This is a genomic window from Streptomyces ochraceiscleroticus, from assembly GCF_000720485.1.
GTDB classification, from domain to species: Bacteria; Actinomycetota; Actinomycetes; order Streptomycetales; family Streptomycetaceae; genus Streptomyces; species Streptomyces ochraceiscleroticus.
The window spans coordinates 125,853-147,969 of the sequence record NZ_JOAX01000016.1 but is presented as its reverse complement, the minus strand read 5'-3'; the positions used below and the strand labels follow the sequence as shown (position 1 = coordinate 147,969).

23 protein-coding genes are annotated in these 22,117 nt (G+C 72.9%); 11 read left to right on the top strand and 12 right to left on the bottom strand.

What is annotated here, in order from left to right; genetic code table 11:
• Positions 1 to 79: 79 nt before the first annotated feature.
• Positions 80 to 922, top strand: coding sequence for a DeoR/GlpR family DNA-binding transcription regulator (locus IG84_RS0121070; protein WP_031059395.1), 843 nt, complete (start codon positions 80 to 82; stop codon positions 920 to 922).
• A gap of 84 nt (positions 923 to 1,006) precedes the next feature.
• Entirely contained in the window at positions 1,007 to 1,480 is a 474-nt protein-coding gene (locus tag IG84_RS0121065; RefSeq protein ID WP_031059394.1) for an SRPBCC family protein, read from the top strand.
• 77 nt (positions 1,481 to 1,557) lie between these two features.
• Here the strand turns inward: IG84_RS0121065 and IG84_RS0121060 are convergent, their stop codons facing one another.
• On the bottom strand, positions 1,558 to 2,751 hold the full coding sequence (locus tag IG84_RS0121060; protein ID WP_245659471.1) for a PLP-dependent cysteine synthase family protein: 1,194 nt from the start codon (positions 2,749 to 2,751) through the stop codon (positions 1,558 to 1,560).
• A gap of 242 nt (positions 2,752 to 2,993) precedes the next feature.
• Here IG84_RS0121060 and IG84_RS0121055 point away from each other — a divergent pair, with 242 nt between their 5' ends.
• Both IG84_RS0121055 and IG84_RS0121050 read left to right on the top strand, forming a co-directional pair.
• Entirely contained in the window at positions 2,994 to 3,278 is a 285-nt protein-coding gene (locus IG84_RS0121055) for a hypothetical protein (protein ID WP_031059391.1), read from the top strand.
• A gap of 311 nt (positions 3,279 to 3,589) precedes the next feature.
• Positions 3,590 to 4,099, top strand: a complete 510-nt coding sequence (locus IG84_RS0121050) for an ATP-binding protein (RefSeq protein ID WP_078649124.1) — start codon at positions 3,590 to 3,592, stop codon at positions 4,097 to 4,099.
• A gap of 112 nt (positions 4,100 to 4,211) precedes the next feature.
• On the opposite strand, the gene IG84_RS0121045 is transcribed toward IG84_RS0121050, so the two are convergent.
• The gene (locus tag IG84_RS0121045; protein WP_031059388.1) at positions 4,212 to 4,523 is read right to left on the bottom strand and encodes an SHOCT domain-containing protein; all 312 of its coding nucleotides are present in this window, start codon (positions 4,521 to 4,523) and stop codon (positions 4,212 to 4,214) included.
• Between the two features lie 172 nt (positions 4,524 to 4,695).
• On the opposite strand from IG84_RS0121045, the gene IG84_RS0121040 reads away from it, so the two are divergent.
• Positions 4,696 to 5,649 (top strand): phosphotriesterase family protein, encoded by a 954-nt coding sequence (locus IG84_RS0121040; protein ID WP_051862106.1) that lies wholly within the window; start codon positions 4,696 to 4,698, stop codon positions 5,647 to 5,649.
• 24 nt (positions 5,650 to 5,673) lie between these two features.
• Here the strand turns inward: IG84_RS0121040 and IG84_RS0121035 are convergent, their stop codons facing one another.
• Entirely contained in the window at positions 5,674 to 6,906 is a 1,233-nt protein-coding gene (locus tag IG84_RS0121035) for an ROK family protein (RefSeq protein ID WP_037800699.1), read from the bottom strand.
• A gap of 322 nt (positions 6,907 to 7,228) precedes the next feature.
• Here IG84_RS0121035 and IG84_RS0121030 point away from each other — a divergent pair, with 322 nt between their 5' ends.
• Together IG84_RS0121030 and IG84_RS0121025 are read left to right on the top strand one after the other, a co-directional pair.
• On the top strand, positions 7,229 to 7,660 hold the full coding sequence (locus IG84_RS0121030) for an SCO4225 family membrane protein (protein WP_245659467.1): 432 nt from the start codon (positions 7,229 to 7,231) through the stop codon (positions 7,658 to 7,660).
• Positions 7,647 to 8,456: a maleylpyruvate isomerase family mycothiol-dependent enzyme gene (locus IG84_RS0121025; protein WP_031059380.1), complete on the top strand. Its 810-nt coding sequence runs from the start codon at positions 7,647 to 7,649 to the stop codon at positions 8,454 to 8,456. Before IG84_RS0121030 ends, IG84_RS0121025 begins: the two co-directional genes overlap by 14 nt.
• 65 nt (positions 8,457 to 8,521) lie before the next feature.
• On the opposite strand, the gene IG84_RS0121020 is transcribed toward IG84_RS0121025, so the two are convergent.
• Positions 8,522 to 9,385, bottom strand: coding sequence for an SMP-30/gluconolactonase/LRE family protein (locus IG84_RS0121020; protein ID WP_031059377.1), 864 nt, complete (start codon positions 9,383 to 9,385; stop codon positions 8,522 to 8,524).
• A gap of 229 nt (positions 9,386 to 9,614) precedes the next feature.
• Between IG84_RS0121020 and IG84_RS0121015 the strand changes: the two genes are divergently transcribed.
• Positions 9,615 to 9,830 carry a DUF6332 family protein gene (locus IG84_RS0121015; RefSeq protein WP_051862105.1) on the top strand — a complete coding sequence of 72 codons (216 nt, stop codon included), beginning with the start codon at positions 9,615 to 9,617 and terminating at the stop codon, positions 9,828 to 9,830.
• Here IG84_RS0121015 and IG84_RS0121010 read toward each other — a convergent pair.
• From IG84_RS0121010 to IG84_RS0121000, 3 genes are all read right to left on the bottom strand, one after another.
• Entirely contained in the window at positions 9,791 to 10,456 is a 666-nt protein-coding gene (locus IG84_RS0121010; protein ID WP_031059372.1) for a response regulator, read from the bottom strand. The genes IG84_RS0121015 and IG84_RS0121010 overlap by 40 nt on opposite strands.
• Positions 10,453 to 11,796: a sensor histidine kinase gene (locus IG84_RS0121005; RefSeq protein ID WP_078649121.1), complete on the bottom strand. Its 1,344-nt coding sequence runs from the start codon at positions 11,794 to 11,796 to the stop codon at positions 10,453 to 10,455. Before IG84_RS0121005 ends, IG84_RS0121010 begins: the two co-directional genes overlap by 4 nt.
• A 145-nt stretch (positions 11,797 to 11,941) precedes the next feature.
• Positions 11,942 to 12,676, bottom strand: coding sequence for a TetR/AcrR family transcriptional regulator (locus IG84_RS0121000; protein WP_031059370.1), 735 nt, complete (start codon positions 12,674 to 12,676; stop codon positions 11,942 to 11,944).
• Between the two features lie 234 nt (positions 12,677 to 12,910).
• Between IG84_RS0121000 and IG84_RS0120995 the strand changes: the two genes are divergently transcribed.
• A complete protein-coding gene (locus tag IG84_RS0120995) occupies positions 12,911 to 13,417 on the top strand; it encodes a nitroreductase family deazaflavin-dependent oxidoreductase (protein WP_037800697.1) in 507 nt (168 codons plus the stop codon).
• Between the two features lie 259 nt (positions 13,418 to 13,676).
• Here the strand turns inward: IG84_RS0120995 and IG84_RS0120990 are convergent, their stop codons facing one another.
• Positions 13,677 to 14,846, bottom strand: coding sequence for a geranylgeranyl reductase family protein (locus IG84_RS0120990; RefSeq protein WP_382467490.1), 1,170 nt, complete (start codon positions 14,844 to 14,846; stop codon positions 13,677 to 13,679).
• Positions 14,847 to 15,205: 359 nt separating this feature from the next.
• Between IG84_RS0120990 and IG84_RS0120985 the strand changes: the two genes are divergently transcribed.
• Entirely contained in the window at positions 15,206 to 16,573 is a 1,368-nt protein-coding gene (locus IG84_RS0120985; protein ID WP_031059364.1) for a dipeptidase, read from the top strand.
• 56 nt (positions 16,574 to 16,629) lie between these two features.
• Here IG84_RS0120985 and IG84_RS0120980 read toward each other — a convergent pair whose 3' ends face one another.
• From IG84_RS0120980 to IG84_RS0120965, 4 genes are all read right to left on the bottom strand, one after another.
• Positions 16,630 to 17,691 (bottom strand): NUDIX hydrolase, encoded by a 1,062-nt coding sequence (locus IG84_RS0120980; protein ID WP_031059362.1) that lies wholly within the window; start codon positions 17,689 to 17,691, stop codon positions 16,630 to 16,632.
• A 136-nt stretch (positions 17,692 to 17,827) separates the two neighbouring features.
• A complete protein-coding gene (locus tag IG84_RS0120975) occupies positions 17,828 to 18,121 on the bottom strand; it encodes a hypothetical protein (RefSeq protein ID WP_157848924.1) in 294 nt (97 codons plus the stop codon).
• A gap of 149 nt (positions 18,122 to 18,270) precedes the next feature.
• Positions 18,271 to 19,758 carry a serine/threonine-protein kinase gene (locus IG84_RS0120970; RefSeq protein WP_382467479.1) on the bottom strand — a complete coding sequence of 496 codons (1,488 nt, stop codon included), beginning with the start codon at positions 19,756 to 19,758 and terminating at the stop codon, positions 18,271 to 18,273.
• An 89-nt stretch (positions 19,759 to 19,847) separates the two neighbouring features.
• Positions 19,848 to 20,804: an ROK family protein gene (locus tag IG84_RS0120965; RefSeq protein WP_031059355.1), complete on the bottom strand. Its 957-nt coding sequence runs from the start codon at positions 20,802 to 20,804 to the stop codon at positions 19,848 to 19,850.
• Positions 20,805 to 20,981: 177 nt separating this feature from the next.
• Between IG84_RS0120965 and IG84_RS0120960 the strand changes: the two genes are divergently transcribed.
• The gene (locus IG84_RS0120960; protein WP_031059353.1) at positions 20,982 to 22,016 is read left to right on the top strand and encodes a LacI family DNA-binding transcriptional regulator; all 1,035 of its coding nucleotides are present in this window, start codon (positions 20,982 to 20,984) and stop codon (positions 22,014 to 22,016) included.
• Positions 22,017 to 22,117 lie beyond the last annotated feature (101 nt).

The following is a 22,117-nucleotide window of genomic DNA, read 5'->3' as shown; positions in this document are numbered from 1 at the left end:
CCTCGTGCGAGGATGTCCCCGAACAGCAGCGCTTCTGTGACCTGGGCGCGCCGTGAGCCGGGACGAAGGGACAGGCCGGGTGAGTGACAACCAGAACCTTCTCGCCGAGCAGCGGCGTGCCCTGATCCTCGATGAGGTGCGGCGGCGCGGCGGCGTCCGCGTCAATGAGCTGACCCGCAAGCTGAGCGTCTCGGACATGACGGTCCGTCGGGACCTGGACGCGCTGGCCCGCCAGGGCGTCGTGGAGAAGGTGCACGGCGGCGCCGTCCCCGTGAGCGAGCCGAGCGCGCACGAACCGGGGTTCGAGGCGAAGTCCTCTCTGGAGCTGTCGGCGAAGGAGGCCATCGCCGAGGCGGCGGCCCAGATGGCGGCGCCGGGCAGCGCGATCGCGCTGGCGGGCGGCACGACGGCGTTCGCGCTGGCCCATGAGCTGCTGGACGTGCCGGACCTGACCGTGGTGACGAATTCGGTCCGGGTGGCCGATGTGTTCTACGCCGCGCAGCGGGCCGCGGCCGGCGCCGGCGGTCCGCGCCCCGGAGCGGCCACGGTCGTGCTGACCGGCGGCGTGCGGACGCCGTCGGACACGCTGGTCGGCCCGGTGGCCGACGCCGCGATCCGCTCGCTGCACTTCGATGCGCTCTTCCTCGGGGTGCACGGCATATCCGTCGAGGCCGGGCTGTCGACGCCGAATCTCGCCGAGGCGGAGACCAACCGCCATTTCGTGCGGTCGGCGCGCCGGGTCGTGGTGGTCGCGGACCACACGAAGTGGGGCACGGTGGGCCTGAGTTCGTTCGCTTCGCTGGACCAGGTGGACGTGCTGGTCACCGATCCCGGTCTGCCGGCGCATGTCCGGGCGGAGTTCGCGGAGTTGCCGCCGCGGCTGGTGGTGGCCGGTGAGCCGGAAGACGACGCAGACATCTGACGAGGCCCCGGCTATGGTGTGCGACGCCGGATTGTTCGACGGTCGGTTCTGATCTCATCACCGTGTGTAGGGGGTGCTCGTCCCGTGACGCACCGACTGAGCCCTGTCGGGCTCGACTTCGCCGAGTCCGCGCCGCTGCGCATGGTCTTCGCGGCCGAGGTCTCCGCGCCCCCCGAAGCGGTGTACACCGCGCTCGCGGACGACGTCGGCTCCTGGTGCGCGTGGTTCACGGGGGTCTCGCGGATCACCCCGACCGACGGCGGCAAGGGCCGCTCGGTCCGGCTGACGGGCGGCACCCGCTTCGTGGAGAGCATCCTGGCCGCCGAGCGCCCCGAGCACTACGCCTACCGCGTCGACGAGACCAACGCGCCGGGCCTGCGCGCCCTGCTGGAGGACTGGCGGCTCACCCCGGTGACCAGCGGCACGCTCGTGCGCTGGACGTTCGCCGCCGACGGCCCCGCGCCGTTCCGCTCGATGATGCAGCTCTCCCGCCCGATGCTGGGCCGCGCGTTCCGCGACTCGATGCGGCAGCTCGACCGGCGCCTCGTCGGCGTCTGAGCGGCGCCTCAGCGGCGTGTGAGCGACGCGTTGGGGCCTGGGCGGCCCGGCCGCCGACGAGCCCGGCAGCGGACCCCTCAGGCCGGCCAGGTGCCCTCGGCGAGGAAGGTCTGCAGGGTCCGGGCGTACGGCGCGATGTCCAGCCCCTGCTCGGCCAGCCAGGCATCGGAGTAGTACTTGTCCAGGTAGCGGTCGCCGGGGTCGCACAGCAAGGTGACCACCGAGCCCGTGCGGCCCGCGGCGACCATCTCGGAGACGATCTTCAGCGCGCTCCACAGCCCCGTGCCCGTCGAGCCGCCCGCCTTGCGCCCGATGGCGGTCTCCAGCGCCCGGACGGCCGCCACGCTCGCCGCGTCCGGGACCTTCATCATCCGGTCGATCGCGCCGGGCACGAAGCTGGGCTCCATCCGCGGCCGCCCGATGCCCTCGATGCGGGAGGCGGTGCGGCAGTCCGTCTCGGCGTCGCCGTTCAGCCAGCCGTCGAAGAAACAGCTGTTCTCCGGGTCCGCCACGCACACCCGGGTGTCGCGCTGCATGTAGTGCACATAGCGGGCGATGGTCGCCGAGGTACCGCCGGTGCCCGCGGTGGCCACGATCCACGCCGGGTCCGGGTACCGCTCCAGGCGGAGCTGCTGGAAGATCGATTCTGCGATGTTGTTGTTGCCGCGCCAGTCCGTGGCCCGCTCGGCGTAGGTGAACTGGTCCATGTAGTGCCCGCCGGTCTCGGCCGCGAGCCGGGCGGAGACGTCGTACACGGTCCGCGGGTCGGCGACCAGGTGGCAGGTGCCGCCGTGGAACTCGATCAGGCGGGTCTTCTCGCGGCTGGTCGTCGCGGGCATCACCGCGATGAACGGCACCCCGATGAGCTTCGCGAAGTACGCCTCGGACACGGCCGTGGAGCCGCTGGACGCCTCGATGACCGGCTTGCCGGGGCGGATCCAGCCGTTGCACAGCCCGTAGAGGAAGAGGGAGCGGGCGAGGCGGTGCTTCAGGCTGCCGGTGGGGTGCGTCGACTCGTCCTTCAGGTACAGGTCGATGCCCCACTGCTCGGGCAGCGGGAAGCGCAGCAGGTGGGTGTCGGCGCTGCGGTTGGCGTCCGCCTGGACCTTGCGCACGGCTTCCTTGAGCCAGCCGCGGTAATCGGAGTCGGTGCGGTCGACATCAAGGGTCGGCAGGGGCCCGCCTTCGGGGGCCGCCGGGAGGTCGCAGGACCGGTCGTCGGCACCCGCGAGGCCGCCGTCCCGCCCGTCCGTGTGCTGTGCGGTACTCATCGACGTGCTCCTCGCGGTCGTCCCGGCCCGCCGTGACCACCGGGCCCAGCTCGATCATAACCATCTGCCACACGCTTCTCACCTGCATAAACGACCCTTTGAGCAGCCCCAAGGAGCCCTCGGGGTACTGGTGTTCGCAGGCTCACGACCAGGGGAACTGGTGCCCGGGCCGCGATCCGGGCAGACTTCATGAAGGGCGCGGGCCTTTTCCCGTCGCCATGTGAGTGAGGAGGCGGTGCTCCATGAGGGAGCCGGAGTTCAACGCGACCGGTGTGCGCATCGAGCGCTGGCTGCGGTCGCTGACCCGAGCGGGCCAGGTCATCGTCAGGGACGGCAGGCTGGCACTGCTGACGAGCTACGGCACGGAGATCGACAGCGCGCCGCTGGCGTCGGTCCAGGCGCACCGGCCACGACTGCTGGCCCGGGACCGCGCGTTCGCCACGCTCAACGGCCACCGCTACTCCCTGACCATGGGCGCCCCCGAGCGCTTCCTGGACGTCGTACGGGCCGCCGGCGCCCGCACCTGACGCCGTTACCGCAGCGACGGGCGGATTGCGCCCGGACGGCCGCGCCTGCGGGCGTGTACGGAGCGTGCGCGGGGACCGTACGAGTCCGCGGGCGGCGGCACGGCGACTGCATTCGGGTGAAGACCGGCGGGACGCGCTGGGGTTGCGGACCCTCTGCGGTTGCGGGAGTACGGGAGCGGGCCGACCCTGGACTGACTCGCATCACCGAGAGTCCACCCATGATGACTTTCGGTGAAAGGGACATCGCCGGACCCGGTCCTCGCGTTTCCGTAGCGGCGGGCGCGCCCGGCCTCATCAGGGGAGTCGCGGTCGTGATCAGGCAGCCCAGCAGGCACTGCGCGGTAGAGCTCCAAGCCCTGCCGGCACGCATCGGACAGGTGCGCAGAATCGTATCGGCACAGCTTCGTTACTGGCGTCTCGACGCCTTGATCGATCCCGCGACCCTCGGGGTGACGGAGCTGCTGGCCAACGTCCATCGGCACGCCCTGCCCAGCAAGCAGTGCACGGTCGAACTGTCGGTCCTGCTGGACCAGTTGACGGTGTCCGTACGCGATCTCGATTCCCGGCTGCCGCGGCCCGCGGTGGCCGGGCCGCTGGACACCGGGGGCCGCGGCCTGACCCTGATCGCGGAGCTGAGCGAGAGCTGGGGCGCACGTCCGGAGGACTCAGGCAAGGTCGTGTGGTTCACGCTCCCGGCGCTCACCCGCGGCCTCGAGGAGCCGGGGCACACACTCAACCGTCTGCCGGAACCGTCCGAGACGGAGCGCACCGAAGCGAGCAGCGGAGTGCGCACACCCGCACGCGGCGCACGAGTGGGCTGAGCGCCCGGTCCCCGAGGGACCGGGCGCTCAGCCGTCCGTACGACACGAGCTGCGCCGTATGGACGCGGATCGCGCCCGTCCGTATGGACGAGATCCGCGTCCGCGGGAACGGTCACGTCGCACCTCCCCTGCCCCTGCCCCTGCCGTGCGTCCCGAACTGTTCGTCCAGGACGGAGAGCCGCCGCCAGTACTCGTCCTCGTCGATCTCGCCGGAGGCGAACCGGTGGCCGAGTACGGAGAGGGGCGACGGGCCGGTATCGGTGCGATCGGCCGCGCCGGACCGCTGCCAGGGGCCCCGCCCGCGCCATACGGTGCGCCGCAGCAAGGTGACCACACCGATGACGGCGACCGCCCACAGCAGCGGGAAGAACAGGATCCAGGGTCCGGGACCGCCGCCGGACCAGGGTGTCGCCAGGACGTCCATGATGATCAGCTCCTCGAAGGTCACGCTGTTTCCGGGTTCTCTTCGAGCCTGATCCGCCGGACGCCTCCCGTCGTCGTACGGACAGCGGCACCGGGCCTACCCCTTGGGGAGTACGCCCGGCAACGGGTGCAGCGACGCCCGCACTGTAACTACTGGTATGTAAAGTGCCCTCATGGTCACATCTCACCGCCCCACCGGGGCCGCCCCTGCCGCTGCCCTCCGTACCGTGCTGGGCGACCTGCCCCCGGAGGCGCTGCGCGGCCGGTTCGACGCGCACGACCACCTCTTTCTGGCCACGCCCCGGCTACCCGGCCAGGAACTGGCGGACACCGGTGCCGCGGCCGCCGAGCTGCGCGCCTTCCGGGAGGCGGGCGGCGGCACAGTGGCGCAGTGGACGCCGTACGGGATGGGGCGCCGCGCATCCGAACTGGCACGCCTCTCCCGGGAGTCGGGCGTACGCATCGTGGCGGCCACCGGACTGCACCAGGCGGCGCACTACGCACCGGAGACACTCGAACGGGTCCGCAAGGACCTGGCAGGGCTGTTCGTCGCCGAGCTGACGGAGGGCATCGGCGGGCCCGGCGGACCGCGGGCCGGCCTCATCAAGGTGGCCGGCGGCTTCCACGGCCTGGACGCGCACGCCCGGCACACTCTGTCCGCCGCTGCCGAGGCGCATCACGCCACGGGGGCCGCCATCGGCGTGCACCTCGAGCTGGGCACCGGCGCACTCGACGTGCTCGACCTGCTCTGTGACGAGGCGGGCGTACCGCCGCAGCACGTGATACTCGGCCACCTCAACCGCTCCCCCGACGCGGCCGTCCACCGCACGGCCGCCGAGGCCGGCGCCTACCTGGCCTTCGACGGCCCCTCGCGGGCGCACCACGCGACGGACTGGCGGCTCCCGGAGGCGCTGGCCGCGCTGGTCGACGCGGGGTTCGGCGACCGCGTCCTGCTGGGCGGCGACACGACCACGGCCGGGGCCCGTTCGGTCGACGGCGGGCCCGGAATGCCGTACGTCGTACTCGGGCTGCGCCGCCGCCTCGAACTCACCCTGGAGAAGGAGGCGGTGGACCGCATGCTGACAGCCAATCCGGCGCGCGCCTTCGCCACGGAGTGGCGGGCCTGAACCGCGGCGCCCCCCTCGGGCGCGTCAGCCGGCGTGCTCGCCCTCGAGGACGATCAACGGGTCGTCCAGCACCGGCTGCCAGGCCAGCTCGGCCGCGCCCACCAGGGCGTTGTGGTCCAGAGTGCAGGGCAGTATCGGTACGCCGCCGCTGCGCCCCCAGAGGCTGCGGTCCGCCACGACGGCCCGCAGCCGCTCCGGGTCGGCCTCCAGAAGCGCCCGGTGCAGCCCCCCGAGGATGATGCGGTCGGGGTTCAGGATGTTGACGAGTCCCGCGATACCGAGGCCGAGCCGGTCGATCAGCAGCTCGCCGGCGGCCCGTACGGAGTCGTCCGCGTACTCCTCGCGCAGCAGATCCGTCGCCTGCTTGAGCAGCGAGCCTTCGGGGCCCGGCGTACGGCCCGCGGCTCCGAGGAAGGCGAGCGGGTCCGCCTCGACGTCGAGACAGCCGCGGCTGCCGCAGTGGCAGGGGGCGCCCTCCGGGTTGACGGTGAGGTGCCCGACCTCCAGAGCCAGGCCCGAACTTCCGCTGTGCAACCGGCCGTCCAGCACCAGCGCGCCGCCGACGCCACGGTGGCCGGAGGCCACGCACAGCAGGTCACGGGCACCGCGTCCGGCCCCGTGGCGGTGTTCGGCGAGGGCCGTGAGGTTGACATCGTTGCCGCTGAAGCCGACGTGCTCGGTGACGCCCGGCACCTTGGCGTCGGCCAGCGCCTGGAGGAACAGCGCCCGTACGGGGGCGCCGGCGGGCCAGGCGAGGTGCAGCGGGTTGAGCGCCTCACCGTCCGGCTCGGCGACCGCGGAGGGCACGGCGAGCCCGGCCCCCAGGCACTGCCGCCCGGAGTCGCGCAGCAGCGCGGAGCCGGCGCGTACGGCCTCGGACAGGATGCGCGCCGGGTCGGCGGGGATGGTGCCGCATCCTGACGTGGTGGCCACGATCCGGCCACCGAGACCCACCAGCGCGACCCGGTAGCCGTCGGCGTGGATCTGTACGGCCAGCACGACGGGCCCCTGGTCGGCGATGAACAGCCGGTGCGAGGGGCGTCCCTGGGTGCCGGCGGCGGCGGTCGGGTGCGCGTCGACGGTGATGAGGCCGAGCGCTTCGAGCTCGGCGGCCACCGCACCGGCCGTCGCGCGCGTCACGCCGAGTTCGGAGGTCAGCACGGCACGCGTCGGCGCGCGCCCGGTGTGTACGAGCTCCAGCGCGGGCCCGAGCGCGCCGCGGCCCCGCTCCAGCCTGGTCGTCCGAGTGTGGGTCACGCCGTCCATTCTGACTTTGTATCCGGTATGAACAAAACACGGCCCGCCGCCTACCGGAAATCCGCCGGTCGCGCGCCGCACACCGAGACGCTACCCCCGCGCCCGCACCGTGTACGGCCACCCACCCGCTCGCCCCGGGGGCGCCCGGGCGGCCCGACGCCCACGCGGCCGGAATCACGCACTGACAGCCCACGGTTCCGGCTCGATACTTGAGTACGGACCCCCGTATGTGAGTACGAACACGGATGTCCGTCCCACCCGGAGCACGTACGACTGGACACGTACCTCTGCATCTGCACATGGACCGCCCCTGGGGGGACACATGAAGGCGATACTCCGGCACCGCGACTCCGAGACGTCCCGGGAGCGGGTGCACACGGCTCCCTGGCTGCGCGACGCGGCGCGGCTGACGTTCGGCAATCCCGTCTCCCGCATCTACCTGGCCCTGGTCGCGGCGGCGGTGATCTTCGCCGTCGTCGACTCGCTCTTCGTCGATCATCCGGATGCCTCGATGTCCGGCGTCTGGGCCGCGCTGCTCACCTCCCCGACCCTTTTCCCGCTGTGGTTCGCGGGGGATGCGATGTGGAGCGACGCGGGCGCTCCGGCCTGGTATTCGATCGCCACCATCGGCCTCGCGGCGCTGGTCAACGCGCTGCTGCTGGGTCTGGTCCACCGCAGTCTGCGCGGTCGGCCGGCCGCGCCCAAGGCCATTGTCAGTGGCGGCTGGGACACTCGGTGGCATGGAGATCACTGAATTCGTCGAAATGCTCCGCAGGGACGGCCGGTTGCTGGCGGACGCCGCGGACAAGGCCGGCCCCGACGCCTCGGTCCCGTCCTGTCCCGACTGGCAGGTCCGCGACCTGCTCCTGCACATCGGCCGCGTCCACCGCTGGGCGACGGGATATGTCACGGGCGCGACGGACGGGCGCGTGCGGCCGCCCGAGGCGCCCGACCTGGACGGCACGGCGCTGGTGGAATGGGTGCGCGAGGGCCATGCCGCCCTGGTCGCGGCGCTGGCGGCGGCCCCGGCCGACCTGGCTTGCTGGACCTTCCTGCCCGCTTCTTCGCCGCTGGAGTTCTGGGCCCGCCGGCAGGCCCATGAGACGGCGATACACCGCATCGACGCCGAAGCGGCGCTCGGTGCCGGCTTCTCCGCCGTCGATCCCGCGTTCGCCGCGGACGGCATCGACGAGCTGCTGACGGGCTTCCTCGCGAGCGACCGCGCCCGCGCGCGCACGACGCCCGAGAAGGAGTTGTATATACGCACCACGGACGCGCCCGGCGCCGCCGGCACGGGCAACGCCGCCTGGCGGGTGCACTTTTCGGACGCGCCGCCTCGTACGGAGCGCGAGACGGCGACCGGGGACGAGGACGGCGCGGCGGGCTCCGCGACCGGCTCCGCGCCGGACTGCGTGCTCGAAGGACCCGCGGCGGACCTCTACGCGATGCTGTGGAACCGCCTGCCGTGGCAGAGTTCGGAGGCGGTGACGGTGACGCTGGGCGGCGACGGTTCCTTCCCCCGGCTCTGGCAGGAGCTGTTCGCGATCTGACCGCGGCCGCGGGCCGCCGGCGACCGGCCCGCAGGTCCCGTGCGGGTCGCGGACGGCCGCGGTCCTCAGCCCGCGAAGGCCGGCTGGTCGAGCCCCTGGCCCGCGCCCGGGACGACGAGCACCGAGCCCTCCAGCGGATGCTGCGGCGTGTCCTCCTGAGCCGTGGTGATGTAGAGGTCGGTGAGGTCACGGCCGCCGAAGGCACAGGCGGTCGGGCGCCGGACGGGCAGTTCGACCGTACGGTCGAGGGCGCCCTCGGGCGTGTAACGGCGCACCTGCCCGCCGTCCCACAGCGCCACCCAGACGCAGCCCTCCGCGTCCACGCACAGCCCGTCCGGGAAGCCGGTGCCCTGCTCGATCTCCACGTAGGGACGCCGGCTGTGCGCGAACTGGCCCGCGGCGTCCCCGTTTGCCGCGCCCACGTCGAAGACGTCGATCCGCCGGGTCGGAGTGTCGATGTAGTACATCAGCCGCCCGTCCGGGCTCCAGCCGATGCCGTTGCTGACCGTGACGTCCGAGAGCACCCGCACCGTGCCGCCGTCCGGGGCGACGCGGGACAGCGTGCCGCCGCCCGGCGCCTCGTCGTACGGCATGGTCCCGGCCCACAGCGCGCCGTCGGGCGCCACGGCCGCGTCGTTTCCGCGCCGCCCCGGCACCGCCTCGTGGGCCAGCCAGGAGAACTTCCCGGCCGCGTCGTAGAGGCCCACCCCGTCCCGGAGGTTGACGACCAGACCGCCTGCTGCGCGCGGCTTCGCGGCGCCCACGTGCTGTTCGGTGACCATGACCGTGCGGCGTCCGGTGGCCGGGTCGTACGTGTGCACCCGACAGGTGAGGATGTCCACCCAGATCAGCCGCGCGTGCGCGGCGTCCCACGTCGGCCCCTCACCGAGCCGCGCACCCGACCGCACGGCAACGTCCCACTGCCTCATGACCGCTCGCCTTCTCCCGGCACCAGTTCTTCCGGCTCTTCCGGCGCGAGTAGCTGCGGCACGAGGCGTGCGCCACTGCCGTGCATGCGCTGGTTCCGGCCGGTGACCGGCCGGAAGCGCTCAGCCTATGAGCGGCCGGAGGGCAGCGGCAATCCCGTGCGCATGACAGAGTCGTACAGCGTCTCCGACCCGCTCGCCGGCCCAACGGGACGCCGTCACCGTCGAGATCGTGTTCGCCGTGGTGACCGGTGCGCTCGTAGGCGCCCTCGCCTTCCTGATCTGCGCGGCGCCCGCCCTCTGGGACATGCTGCCCGCCTCCTGGCGCGGCTCCTGGCTCATGGGGGCGGCACTGGTCGGCGGCGCGGCCTTCACCCACCGGGTGGTGCGGGTCCTGTGGCGCTGGCGTCAGCCCAGCCAGCCGGGGCGCACGATCCCCGACTCGTAGGCCAGCACGACCAGTTGGGCCCGGTCCCGGGCCCCGAGCTTCACCATCGTGCGGCTGACGTGCGTCTTGGCCGTGAGCGGACTGACGACGAGCCGGCGCGCGATCTCCTCGTTGGACAGCCCGATGCCGACCAGCGCCATCACCTCCCGCTCCCGCTCGGTCAGTTGGGCCAGCCCCTCCGCCGCGGCCGGCTCCTTCGACCGCGCGGCGAACTCTGCGATCAGCCGCCGGGTCACCCCCGGGGACAGCAGCGCATCACCGGCGACCACGGCACGTACGGCACGCAGCAGTTCGTCCGGCTCGGTGTCCTTCACGAGGAACCCGGAGGCGCCCGAGCGGATCGCCTCGAACACGTACTCATCCAGCTCGAAGGTGGTCAGCATGACCACCTTCACTCCGGCCAGCCGCTCGTCGCCGGTGATCCGCCGGGTGGCGGCGAGCCCGTCCACGACCGGCATCCGGATGTCCATGAGGACGACATCGGGCCGCCGCTCCCGTACGGCCGTCAGCGCCTCCTCCCCGTCGGCGGCCTCACCGACCACCTCGATGTCCGGCTGGGCGTCCAGCAGCGCCCGGAAGCCGGCCCGCACCAAGACCTGATCGTCAGCGAGCAGTACCCGGATCACGCGCTCTCCTCGTTGTCATCGCCCGCCGCACGGGCCGCCGTCCCGCCGTTCTGCCCGCCGGCCGCCCCGTCCGCCCGGCCGGTACCACTGCTCCCCCGCAGCGGGATCGTGGCGCGCACGGTGAAGCCGCCGTCCGCGCGCGGGCCCGCCTGGACCTCGCCGCCGAGCGCGGCGGCGCGTTCGCGCATGCCGACCAGGCCGTTCCCGCCGCCGGGCGATCCCTCTGCCGTGGCCGGCCCGTCGTCGTCGATACGCAGACGCAGGGCGTCCGCCGCCCGTCCCAGGTGCACGCGTGCGCTGCGGGCCCCGGAGTGGCGGACGATGTTCGTCAGCGCTTCCTGGACGATACGGAACGCCGCGAGGTCCGCGCCCGGCGGCAGCCCGGACACCCGGCCCTCGACCGACACGGCCACGTCCAGTCCCGCGCTCTTCGCCTGCTCGGTCAGCTCGGGCAGCCGGGCCAGTCCGGGCGCCGGCGACCTGGGCGCCCGCCCCTGCGCGCGCAGCGTGTCGAGCACCTGCCGGACCTCGCCGAGCGCCTCCTTGCTGGCTCCCTTGATCGTCGTCAGGGCCGTACGGGCCTGCTCGGGGTCGTCGTCCAGCAGGGCGAGCCCGACGCCGGCCTGCACGTTGATGACCGAGAGGCTGTGCGCGAGGACGTCGTGCAGCTCCCGCGCGATCCGCAGACGTTCCTCGTCAGCCCGGCGCCGCTCCGCCGCCGCGCGCTCGGCCCGGGCGTGCGCGAGCTGTTCGCGGCGTACACGGCCCAGTTCGGACGCGGCGACGATCGCCACCGCCCAGCCGGCGACGATCAGCTCCTGCCCCCACGGCGCGGCCTCGTCGGCGGCCGGTGGCAGCCATCGGTACAGCCAGTGCGTGACGAGCAGGTGCCCGGCCCACAGCAGCCCCACCGCGCTCCACGCCGCGACGCGCCGCCCCGCCACGACAGCGGCGAGGCACCCGATCGCCACGAACAGGAAGACCGGACCGTACGGATACCCGCCACCGAGGTAGAGCAGCGCGGCGATCGCGGCACCGAACGCGACGACGCGCGGGAAACGATGACGCAGGAGCAGCAGGAGGGAGCCCGCGAGCAGCAGAAACTCCGCAACGCCGTCCAGGGCCGCCCGGTCGGGCTGCTCGTGCGCGGCAAAGCGCGTACCGACCTGCACGAGCACGGCGATCAGCACGGTCGAACGCCAGGGCATGCGCCGCAAGGTGGCGCCGCCGGGCCACGCGTCCGGCGATCGCTCACCGCCAGGAGTCACGGACCAGCGCCCGCGCGCGGATGCGAGCCATCCGAGGCAGCGCCGCACCCACGACGGCCGTCCGTTGTCCATGCCGCCACGCTAGCCCGCCCCATGCGCCCAGGGCGTCCCCCGAGCGTGGTGGCGGCCGGTACTCCGTGGGGAGTACGGATCAGCGAAGAGTGCGGATCTGTGGGGAGTGCGGGTCCGTGGGCCGGCGCACGGTGGGCCCGGCGGGTCAGCGAGCAGGTGTGGGGAGTCCGACCGACCGGGCGAGTTGCAGTACCGCCTGCTCGAAGAACTCCTCCCGCGCCTCGATCACCCGGTTGAACTGCCCGAAGAGCTCAAAACCCACCAGCCCGAAGAGCTGCGCCCAGGCGCCGACCAGCCGGGCCGCGACGCCGGCGGGCAGCTCCACGCCCTGCTCCGCGACCAGCGTCAGCATGTCCCCGACCACGGCGTCCGGCAGCGGATCGTCGGGCTCGCGCAGCGCGCCTGCCGCGTAGGCGTCCCGCACGACCTCGATGAGCGCCCGCGCCACCCGGCCGGCGGGCTCGGCGGTGGTCTCGGGTGCGCGGTAGCCCGGAACGGGTGAGCCGTAGATCAGCGCGTACTCGTGCGGGTGGGCCAGCGCCCACTCCCGTACGGCGCGGCACACGGCGGTCCAGCGGGCAGCCGGCGTCGCCGCGGCCGCACCGCCCCGTCGGCCGCGCCGTGCGTCCGCCGCGGCGAGCGCGGTCTCGGCGGCCTGCCCCACGGCGTTGTACGCGTCGAGGATCAGGGCCGTCAGCAGGTCGTCGCGGCTCGGAAAGTAACGGTAGAGGGCCGAGGAGACCATGCCGAGCTCCCGGGCCACGGCGCGCAGCGAGAGCTTCGCGGCGCCTTCGGCGGCGAGCTGCTTGCGGGCCTCGTCCTTGATCGCAGCGGTGATCTCGCCGCGGGCCCGCTCCCTGGCGCCCTTGATCGCAGTCATGTGGAGCAGTGTGCCATGTTCGCGAACACCGACCAGGAACAAGAGCAGTGCATAGAAACGAGAGCAGTGCTCTTGCCATGGCGTGCCGGAACCGTGCACACTGCTCACGAACGAGAGCAGTGCTCTCGTCGCGTGGCGCGACGCCGCCCGCCCTCCCGGACAAGGGGATCACTCATGAACGAGACACCCACGAACGAGACACCCACGAACAAGGCGCGCACGAACAAGACGCACATGAACGACGCTCAGCAGCCGCAACAGCTCCCGCAGCCCCAGCCGCACCCGCACCCGCAAGCAACCCCGCGCTACCTCAAGCCCGGCCGGCTCGGCGCCCGGCTCAATGCCGTCGTCGGCTGGCTGGCCCGGCGGGGGATCAGTCTGGCCGGGAGTGCGGATCTCGCCGTTCGGGGGCGGAAGAGCGGTGAGTGGCGGCGGGTGCCGGTGAATCCGCTGGCCTTCGAAGGCGCTCAGTACCTCGTCTCGGCGCGTGGCAACGGCGAGTGGGTACGTAATCTGCGCGCGGCCGGCGGCGGGCAGTTGCGGGTGGGGCGCAGGACCCGCGCGTTCACGGCCGTGGAGGTCCCGCCCGCCGAAACGCCCGCGATCCTGCGGGCGTATCTGGAGCGCTGGGGCTGGGAGGTGAAGCAGTACTTCGGCGAGGTCACCGCCCGGTCGGCCGACGACGCCCTGCTCGCCGCCGCCCCGCACCACCCGGTCTTCCGCATCACCCCGACCGACTGATCCCCGACCACCCCGACCGACTGCCGCCCAAGCAGCCCGACCGAGTGATCCCCCATCACCCCAACCGACTGCCCCCAATCACCCCATCCGAGACCGAGCGATCCCCTGACCGCACACCACCCACCAGCCGCTCATCGACCGACTACCGACTGCCGACCACCAGCTCCGGCCGATCCCACGACCACCAGCCACTCATCCCTCATCGCGAGCAGCAGCCCCCGTACCAGCCCTCACCGATCCCAGCCTCCGATCCGACCCCTCACCGATCCAGCGCCGAAAGCGCCCGATGGGCCAGCGGGTGAGTGCGTACCAGCTCCGCAAGGGTGGTCGTGCCGCGGGTGATCTTCGTGAAGGCGTTCCACGCCGGGCGGAAGCCCGTGATCGTGGCGTGCAGCAGGCCCGGGCGGCGGGAGAAGACCGCGAGCATCCGGCGGCCCACGCCCATCTCGACGCCCAGCCCCGCCTTGATCGCAAAGGCGTAGTTGAGCGCCTGGCGGCGCGCGTCCACCGCGTCGTGCGCCTCGGCAACCCGTACCGCCCACTCCCCCGCGAGCCGGCCCGACCGCAGGGCGAAGGAGATGCCCTCGCGCGTCCACGGCTCCAGCAGCCCGGCCGCGTCACCGCAGACCATCACGCGCCCCCGCGACAGCGGCGAGTCCTCGGCCCGGCAGCGCGTCAGATGCCCGGACGAGATCGAAGGCTCGAAGCCGGCGAGCCCGAGCCGCGCGATGAAGTCCTCCAGGTACCGCTTGGTGGCCGCGCCCTCGCCGCGCGCGGAGATCACACCGACGGTCAGTGTGTCCCCCTTGGGGAAGACCCAGCCGTAACTGCCCGGGATCGGCCCCCAGTCGATGAGCACCCGCCCCGCCCAGTCCTCGGCGACCGTCGGCGGCACCGGGATCTCCGCCTCCAGACCGAGGTCGACCTGGTCGAGCTTGACCCCGACGTGCGCGCCTATCCGGCTCGCGCTGCCGTCCGCGCCGACCACGGCGCGCGCGAGCACCGTCTCGCCGCCGCTCAGCACGACAGCAACCGTACGGCGGTCGGGAACGGCGCTGCCGTGCTGCTCGACGCGGCTGACCGTGACGCCCGTACGCAGCTCGGCGCCCGCCTTCTGCGCGGACTCGACGAGCTGGGCGTCGAACTCGGGGCGGTTGATGAGTCCGAAGAGGATCTGCCGGGAGCGGCGCGTCCGCGTCAGCTTGCCGTTCAGGGAGAACGTCACGGCGTGCACGCGGTCCCGCAGCGGCAGCTCGAAGCCGGGCGGCAGCGCGTCGCGCGAGGGGCCGATGATGCCACCGCCGCAGGTCTTGTACCGGGGAAGTTCGGCCTTCTCCAGGAGGAGTACGCGGCGTCCCGTGCAGGCCGCGGCATAGGCCGCCGAGGCGCCCGCAGGCCCCGCGCCGACCACCACCACGTCCCACACCATCCGGCCGTCCTGGTCTGCGCTCTCGCTGCTCACCTGTGCTGCTACTCCCGATCGATCCCTGGTACGAATCCCTGGCATGGATCCCTGGCTGCCGTACCGCCCGCACCTTTGCGCGTACCGCCCGTGCCGTGCGCGTACCGCCCGCATCCTACGGCTCGCTGATCGCGGAGGTGCCTGTGGGAAGATCGGAGGCACCATCCCCTACGCACGGACGCGTCACGTACGCACGCTTACCGGACGGGATCCGCGCCGCCCCGGCACCCCGACTCCTCCCTGGGAACACGGCGGAGCACGGCCCCGGCGGGCCTCCGCGGACACCGTCCCGACAGGACAACGTCGCGCCCAAAAGGAGCGTTCCCATGCCTGACAGCCCGCTCGCCACCACCGTCGCCGCGCTGCAGTCCCGCGCCAGGGCCGAACTGACCGAGCTGGTGGCCTTCAAGTCGGTCGCCGACCCCGCGCAGTTCCCGAAGAGCGAGTGCGAGGCCGCGGCCCGGTGGATAACGGGTGCGCTGCGGGCCGAGGGCTTCGAGGACGTCGCCGTACTGGAGACGCCGGACGGCACCGAGTCCGTCTACGGCTTCCTGCCCGGCCCGGCCGGCGCCCCCACCGTCCTGCTGTACGCGCACTACGACGTGCAGCCGCCGCTGGACGAGAGCGCCTGGCTGAGCCCGCCCTTCGAGCTGACCGAGCGCGACGGCCGCTGGTACGGCCGCGGCACCGCCGACTGCAAGGGCGGCCTGATCATGCACCTGACGGCGCTGCGCGCGCTCAAGGAGCACGGCGGCGTACCGGTCAGCGTCAAGGTGATCGTCGAGGGCTCCGAGGAGCAGGGCACCGGCGGCCTGGAGCGGTACGCCGAGGCCCACCCCGACCTCCTGACCGCCGACGCCATCGTCATCGGCGACACCGGCAACTTCCGCGTCGGCCTGCCCACCGTCACCGCCTCGCTGCGCGGCATGACGATGCTGCGCGTCCAGGTGGACACGCTGGCGGGCAATCTGCACTCGGGACAGTTCGGCGGCGCCGCGCCCGACGCCCTCGCCGCGCTGATCCGCATCCTGGACTCGCTGCGCGCGGAGGACGGCTCCACGACGGTCGAGGGGCTGGCGGCGGACGGTACGTGGGAGGGCCTCCAGTACGACGAGGAGGAGTTCCGCAAGGACGCCAAGGTGCTCGACGGCGTGGAGCTGATCGGCTCCGGCAGCGTCGCCGACCGCATCTGGGCCCGCCCGGCCGTCACCGTCATCGGCATCGACTGCCCGCCGGTCGTCGGCGCGACCCCGTCGGTACAGGCGAGCGCGCGGGCGCAGGTCAGCCTGCGGGTGCCGCCGGGCCAGGACGCCGCCGAGGCCACCAAGCTGCTCACCGCGCACCTGGAGTCGGCCGCGCCCTGGGGCGCCCGCGTCACGGTCGAGCAGGTCGGCCAGGGCCAGCCGTTCAGCGCCGACCTCAGCAGCCCGGCGTACGAGTCGATGGCGGCGGCGCTGCGCGAGGCGTACGACGGTACCGAGATGCAGTCCGCCGGCATGGGCGGCTCCATCCCGCTGTGCAACACGCTCGGCGCGCTGTACCCGGAGGCGGAGATCCTGCTCATCGGGCTGAGCGAGCCGGAGGCGCAGATCCACGCGGTGAACGAGAGCGTGTCCCCGGAGGAGCTGGAGCGGCTGTCGCTGGCCGAGGCCCTGTTCCTGCAGCGGTACGCGGGGAGCAAGGCGGGGGCTTAGGGGCATAAGGGCCTTGGCTCGGCCCTTATGCCCGCCGGCAGTCGCCGCCTGGGGCCTCAGCCCACAGGAACGCCCGCCTCCAGATAGAGCGGGCGTCCCTGTGCGCGGGCGCGCAGGGCCCACCGGAGACGGTTCCAGCGCACGGGCGGCAGCATCGACTCGGCCTCGTCCTCAGTGACGAACCGCCAGTCGCGCAGCTCCGAGCCCGGCAGCAGCAGGTCCCGTATCTGCTCGTCGGGCAGCCGCCCGCCGTCGAACAGCAGCCGCAGCCCGCCGAATCCGGGCGGGACCGGTGCCTCCCAGTCGAGCACCAGCAGGCGCGGCATCGTGGGGAGCCGGATGTCCAGTTCCTCGGCCACTTCCCGTACGCCGGCCCGGGCCGGCGGCTCGCCCGGTTCCACGACTCCACCGGGAAATTCCCAGCCGGGTTTGTACGTCGGGTCCACCAGCAGTACCCGGTCCTCCTCATCGAAGAGCAGTACACCGGCGGCCAGGGTCTCGGCGGTCGGTTCGGGCGTCTGGACGATGTCGCAGGCGCCGCCGCCGGTCCGTACGGCCTCGGCGATGCGCTCGGCCGTCTGCCGCGGCCCGAGGTCCGAGGTGTCGATGACGTGCGCGTCGCCACGGATCCAGTCCAGCGCCTGCTGGTAGGGCTCCAGGTGGGCCAGACTGCGCTCGCGTACCGGCTCTTCCGGCACAGACCCGTCCTGCAGGGGCTGCAGGGACTGCTCCAGTACGGGCTCGTCCCGCAGCGCGATCCGCTCCCGAAGGATCGTTTCCTCCGCATGCAGCAGCATGTGTCGCACCGGGATACGGCGTGCGGCCAGCGCGCCGAAGATCTCGTCCCGGTACTCCTGCCGCAGCAGCGTCATCGGCGTGATCAGCGGACCCGGTACTTCCGTGAGCAGCGCGGCGGCCGCGTCGACGACGAGTCTGCGCCAGGACGGCAGGTCCTGGTAGTCCTCGACATCGTCCAGCCGCTTGGCCGGAAGCATCTCCTTCAGTCCACGGCCGACCAGTTCGGGATCGTAGAGCGTGCTCCCGGGGAGCAGGTCCAAGAGTTCCTGTGCCGCTGTGGACTTGCCCGCACCGAACGCGCCGTTCAGCCAGACGATCACGGTTCCCCCTCATCCCTAGACCCCTGTGAGTTGCCCGCAACACCCTGCCACGGAAACGCGCCACGTACGGGCGCTCCCGCGGGGCCGGCAGGCGTCGCTGTCAACCCCTCGCGCCGGAGGCCACCGCCCGGCGCGGTCAGGCGCGGGGAGTCGGTGAGGTGAGGCGCTCCAGGGCGGGAGAGGCGCCGGTGGGCTTGAAGATGCCCTTGTAGGCGCTGATGGCGGATACGGAGGCGATCAGGATGCTGCTGATGACGTCCTTGCCCGCGAAGTCACCGGCGAAATAGGCGCTGCCGAGGCCGACGAGGACCGAGACGGCCATTTGCACGAAGGAACGGGCGGCGCTGCTCCACTGGGGCCGGTTGACGACCGATATCAGAAGGGGGGAGACGAATCCGATGATCAGGGCCCACATTTGCGCGTTCGTCATGGGGCACCGCCTCTCGCATGCTTCAGAATGTGCTTGCTTGAGGGGAGCGTCGGGGCGGGCGGGGGTTGCGGCAAGAGGGCTTGCGGACTCGTTCCCGTAACGACGGCCGCATTCCGGTAACGGCGGACTCGTTCCCATAACGGCGGGCGTCAGCAGGTGGGGAGGCCCGGTACCGGCTGGTCGTTGTCGCCGCCCTTGAGGTAGACGACGCTGACGTAAACGCCGGTATTGCCGCTGTCGTCGTCGGTCCTGGCCCACCAGACGTTGGTCCACCGGTCGTAGGTCTCGCGGCGGCCGAGGTCAGCTTGACAATAGAAGTAGCTGGTACCGGCGTTCAGCGTGCCGGCCCGGTCGAAGTTCTTCGTGTAGGAGTCGGCGGGGCGCCAGACTTCGCAGTGGTATTTGCCTCCGCCGGCGGACGCGCACGGGGCCGGGGAGGAGGCCGCGGAGGAGGCCGAGGGGCCGGGTTCGCTGGGACGCGCCGTGTCGTGGCCGCGGCTGTCCGGGGTGGCGGTGGGGCGCTCGTGCGGGGTGAGCAGGGCGTACGTGGCTGCGCCCGCGGTCAGTAGTACCGCGGCCACCGCGGCGGCGAGCAGCGGTCCCCGGCGGCGACGGCGGCCGGCCTCCGGGGCGGGGGCCGGGCCGAAGCCGGGTGGCGGGGTGTTTCCGGCGGCCCGTACGTCGCGCTCGGTCGGGGAGCGGGGCGGGTCAGCGGCCTCCGGAGCGCGTCCCTCGGCCACCGCCTGCAGCATGGCGCGGGCCTGCGCGGCCGACGGGCGGGCGGCCGGGTGCTTGGCCATCAGGGCGTGGAGTACGGGCGTCAGGGCGCCGGCGCGCCGCGGTTCCGGGAGCGGCTCGGAGACGATCGCGGTGAGCGTCGACCACACCGACGTACGACGGAAGGGCGCCGCCCCCTCCACCGCCGCGTACAGGGTCATGCCGAGCGACCAGATGTCCGAGGCCGGTCCGGGCGCCAGGTCCTGGGCCCGCTCGGGCGGCAAGTAGTCCAGCGAGCCGACGAGTTGACCGCTGCGGGTGAGATGGGTCCGCGTGCCGTCGTCGGGGGCCTGGATGCTGGCGATGCCGAAGTCGGTGATCACGACGCGACCGGTGCGGTCGAGCAGGATGTTGCCGGGCTTGATGTCCCGGTGCAGTACGCCCGCCCGGTGCGCGGCGTCCAGCGCGTCCATCACCTGCGCGCCGATATCGGCGGCCTCCCCCGGGTCCAGCGGTCCTCGCTGCCTCATGACGTCGTCGAGGGAGGGGCCCTCGATCAGTTCCATGATGATGACGGGCCGGCCGGCCTCGTCGATCACGTCGTGGACGGTGACGACGCCGGCGTGCCGGATGCGGGCGGCGGCGCGCGCCTCGCGCTGCATCCGTGTGCGCAGGTCGGCCAGTTCGGCGGGCGAGGCGTCGGTGAAGGCCCGCAGCACCTTGACGGCGACCTCGCGGCCCAGCACCTCGTCGACCGCGCGGCAGACCACGCCCATGCCGCCGCGGCCCAGTTGGCCGGTGACGCGGTACCGGCCGCCCAGCAGCCGCCCGGTCGGATCCGCGCCACCCGCGCCACCCGCGGCGCTCTCGTCGTACTCGCCGTACCGGTCGTCGTACTCGCCGTGCTCCCCCGTCGACACCTTGTGCGTCCCCCTCGTCGCGCGTGTGCGTGGTGGCGGGAACAGACTAGAGGGCGGGGCGGGGCGCGCCGGGGCAGGACGTCAGGGATTCACACCGACGTCGCGGCCAAAGCGCCCGCCCGGTACTGCTGAGCGGCCGCCGCCGCGCCCACCACGCCCGCATCCGTGCCCATCTGGGCCGGTACGACCTTGATGCCGCGGACGAAGGAGAGGGTGGCGTACTGCTTCAGGGCGCGGCGGAGCGGTGCGAAGAGGACCTCGCCGGCGCCGGCCACTCCCCCGCCGATCACCACGATCTCGATCTCGACCAGGGTGGCGGTGGCCGCTATGCCGGCCGCCAGGGCCTGTGCCGCGCGGTCGAACGAGCGGATCGCCACAGGATCCCCGGCGCGGGCGGCCGCGGCCACCCCGACGGCGGTCGCGTCGCCGTCCGGGCCCGGCTGCCAGCCCTCCGCGAGGGCGCGGCGGGCGATGTTCGGGCCGCTGGCGATGCGTTCGACGCAGCCGCGTCCGCCACAGGGGCAGGGGTCGCCGTCGAGGTCGACGCTGATGTGACCGATGTGGCCCGCGTTGCCGGTGGGGCCCGGGTGCGGGCGGCCGTTCAGGACGAGGCCGCCGCCGACGCCGGTGGAGACCACCATGCACAGCGCGTTGCGGTGGCCGCGAGCGGCGCCCTGCCAGTGTTCGGCCGCGGTCATGGCCACGCCGTCCCCGACCAGTACGACGGGGAGCCCGCCGGTCCGCTCGCGCACGCCCGCGACCAGCGGGAAGTCGCGCCAGCCGGGGATGTTGACCGGGCTCACGGTGCCGGTCTGCGCGTCGACCGGCCCGGCGCTGCCGATGCCGACGACGGACGTACGGGACCACTCGGGCGCCGCAGTCAGCTCGTCGAGCACCGTGTGCACCGCGCGCATCACGGCGGCGCCGTCCTCCTGGGCGGGGGTGGGGCGGGTGGCCCGTACGAGCATCCGGCCCCGGTCGTCGACCAGCGCCCCGGCGATCTTCGTACCGCCGATGTCCAGGGCTGCGTTGAGGTCGGTCTGCATCGGCGTGGAATCTCCTGGTCGGCGGGCGGCCCGGGGCGGACGCCCCGGCGTGCAGAACGCCAGTCTCGCCAGAATTGACAACGTTGTCCAGACGTTATGCTCGACGCCACGCCCAGATATGCCCAGCTCCACATCAGAACGGGCAGCCGCCACCCCAGGGAACAGGACCGCCGCACCGTGACCGACACCGCCCGCAGCACCACCCGCTACGGCACCCGGCCCACGATGAAGGACGTCGCGGCGCGCGCCGGCGTCGGCCTCAAGACGGTCTCCCGTGTGGTCAACGGCGAGCCGGGCGTGACGCCCGACACCGAGCGGCGCGTGCAGGAGGCGATCACCGCGCTCGGCTTCCGCCGCAACGACTCGGCGCGGGTGCTGCGCAAGGGCCGCACGGCCAGCATTGGGCTGGTACTGGAGGATCTCGCGGACCCCTTCTACGGGCCGCTGAACCGGGCCGTGGAGGAGGTCGCGCGCGATCACGGAGCGCTGCTGATCAACGGTTCCAGTGCCGAGGACCCGGCCCGCGAGCAGGAGCTGGTGCTCGCGCTGTGCGCCCGCCGGGTGGACGGCCTGGTGATCATCCCGGCCGGCACCGACCACCGTTATCTGGAGCCGGAGATAGCGGCCGGCGTCGCCACGGTCTTCGTGGACCGGCCGGCCGGGGAGATCGAAGCGGACGTCGTACTCTCCGACAGCTTCGGCGGCGCGCGGGACGCGGTGGCCCATCTCATCGCACACGGCCACCGCCGGATCGGCTTCATCGGCGACCAGCCGCGCATCCATACGGCCGTGGAGCGGCTGCGCGGCTACCGGGCGGCGATGGACGAGGCGGGGCTGCCGGTCGACGAATCGTGGGTGGCGCTGGGGTCGACGGAGCCGGAGCGGGTGCGGTCGGCGGCCGAGGCGATGCTCGACGGGCCGGCGCCGGTCACCGCGCTGTTCTCGGGCAACAACCGCGTCACCGTCACCGTCGTACGCGTCCTGGCGGGCCGCCCGCGCCCGGTCGCCCTGGTCGGGTTCGACGACTTCGAACTGGCCGATCTGATCAGCCCCGGCATCACCGTCGTCGCGCAGGACGCGGCCCGCCTCGGCCGCACCGCGGCGTCCCTCCTCTTCCGCCGCCTGGACGGTGCCGACGAGCCGCCGCAGCAGCGCGTCATCCCCACCCGCCTGATCCCCCGCGGCTCGGGCGAACTGCCACCCCCCGCCTAACGGCTTCCCCCCGCCGTCGCCCGGCCTCTTCACACCGTTTGAAATACCCCCGGGGGTACCTCCTGTTATGGTGGGTACCGATACCCCCGGGGGTAAACGCA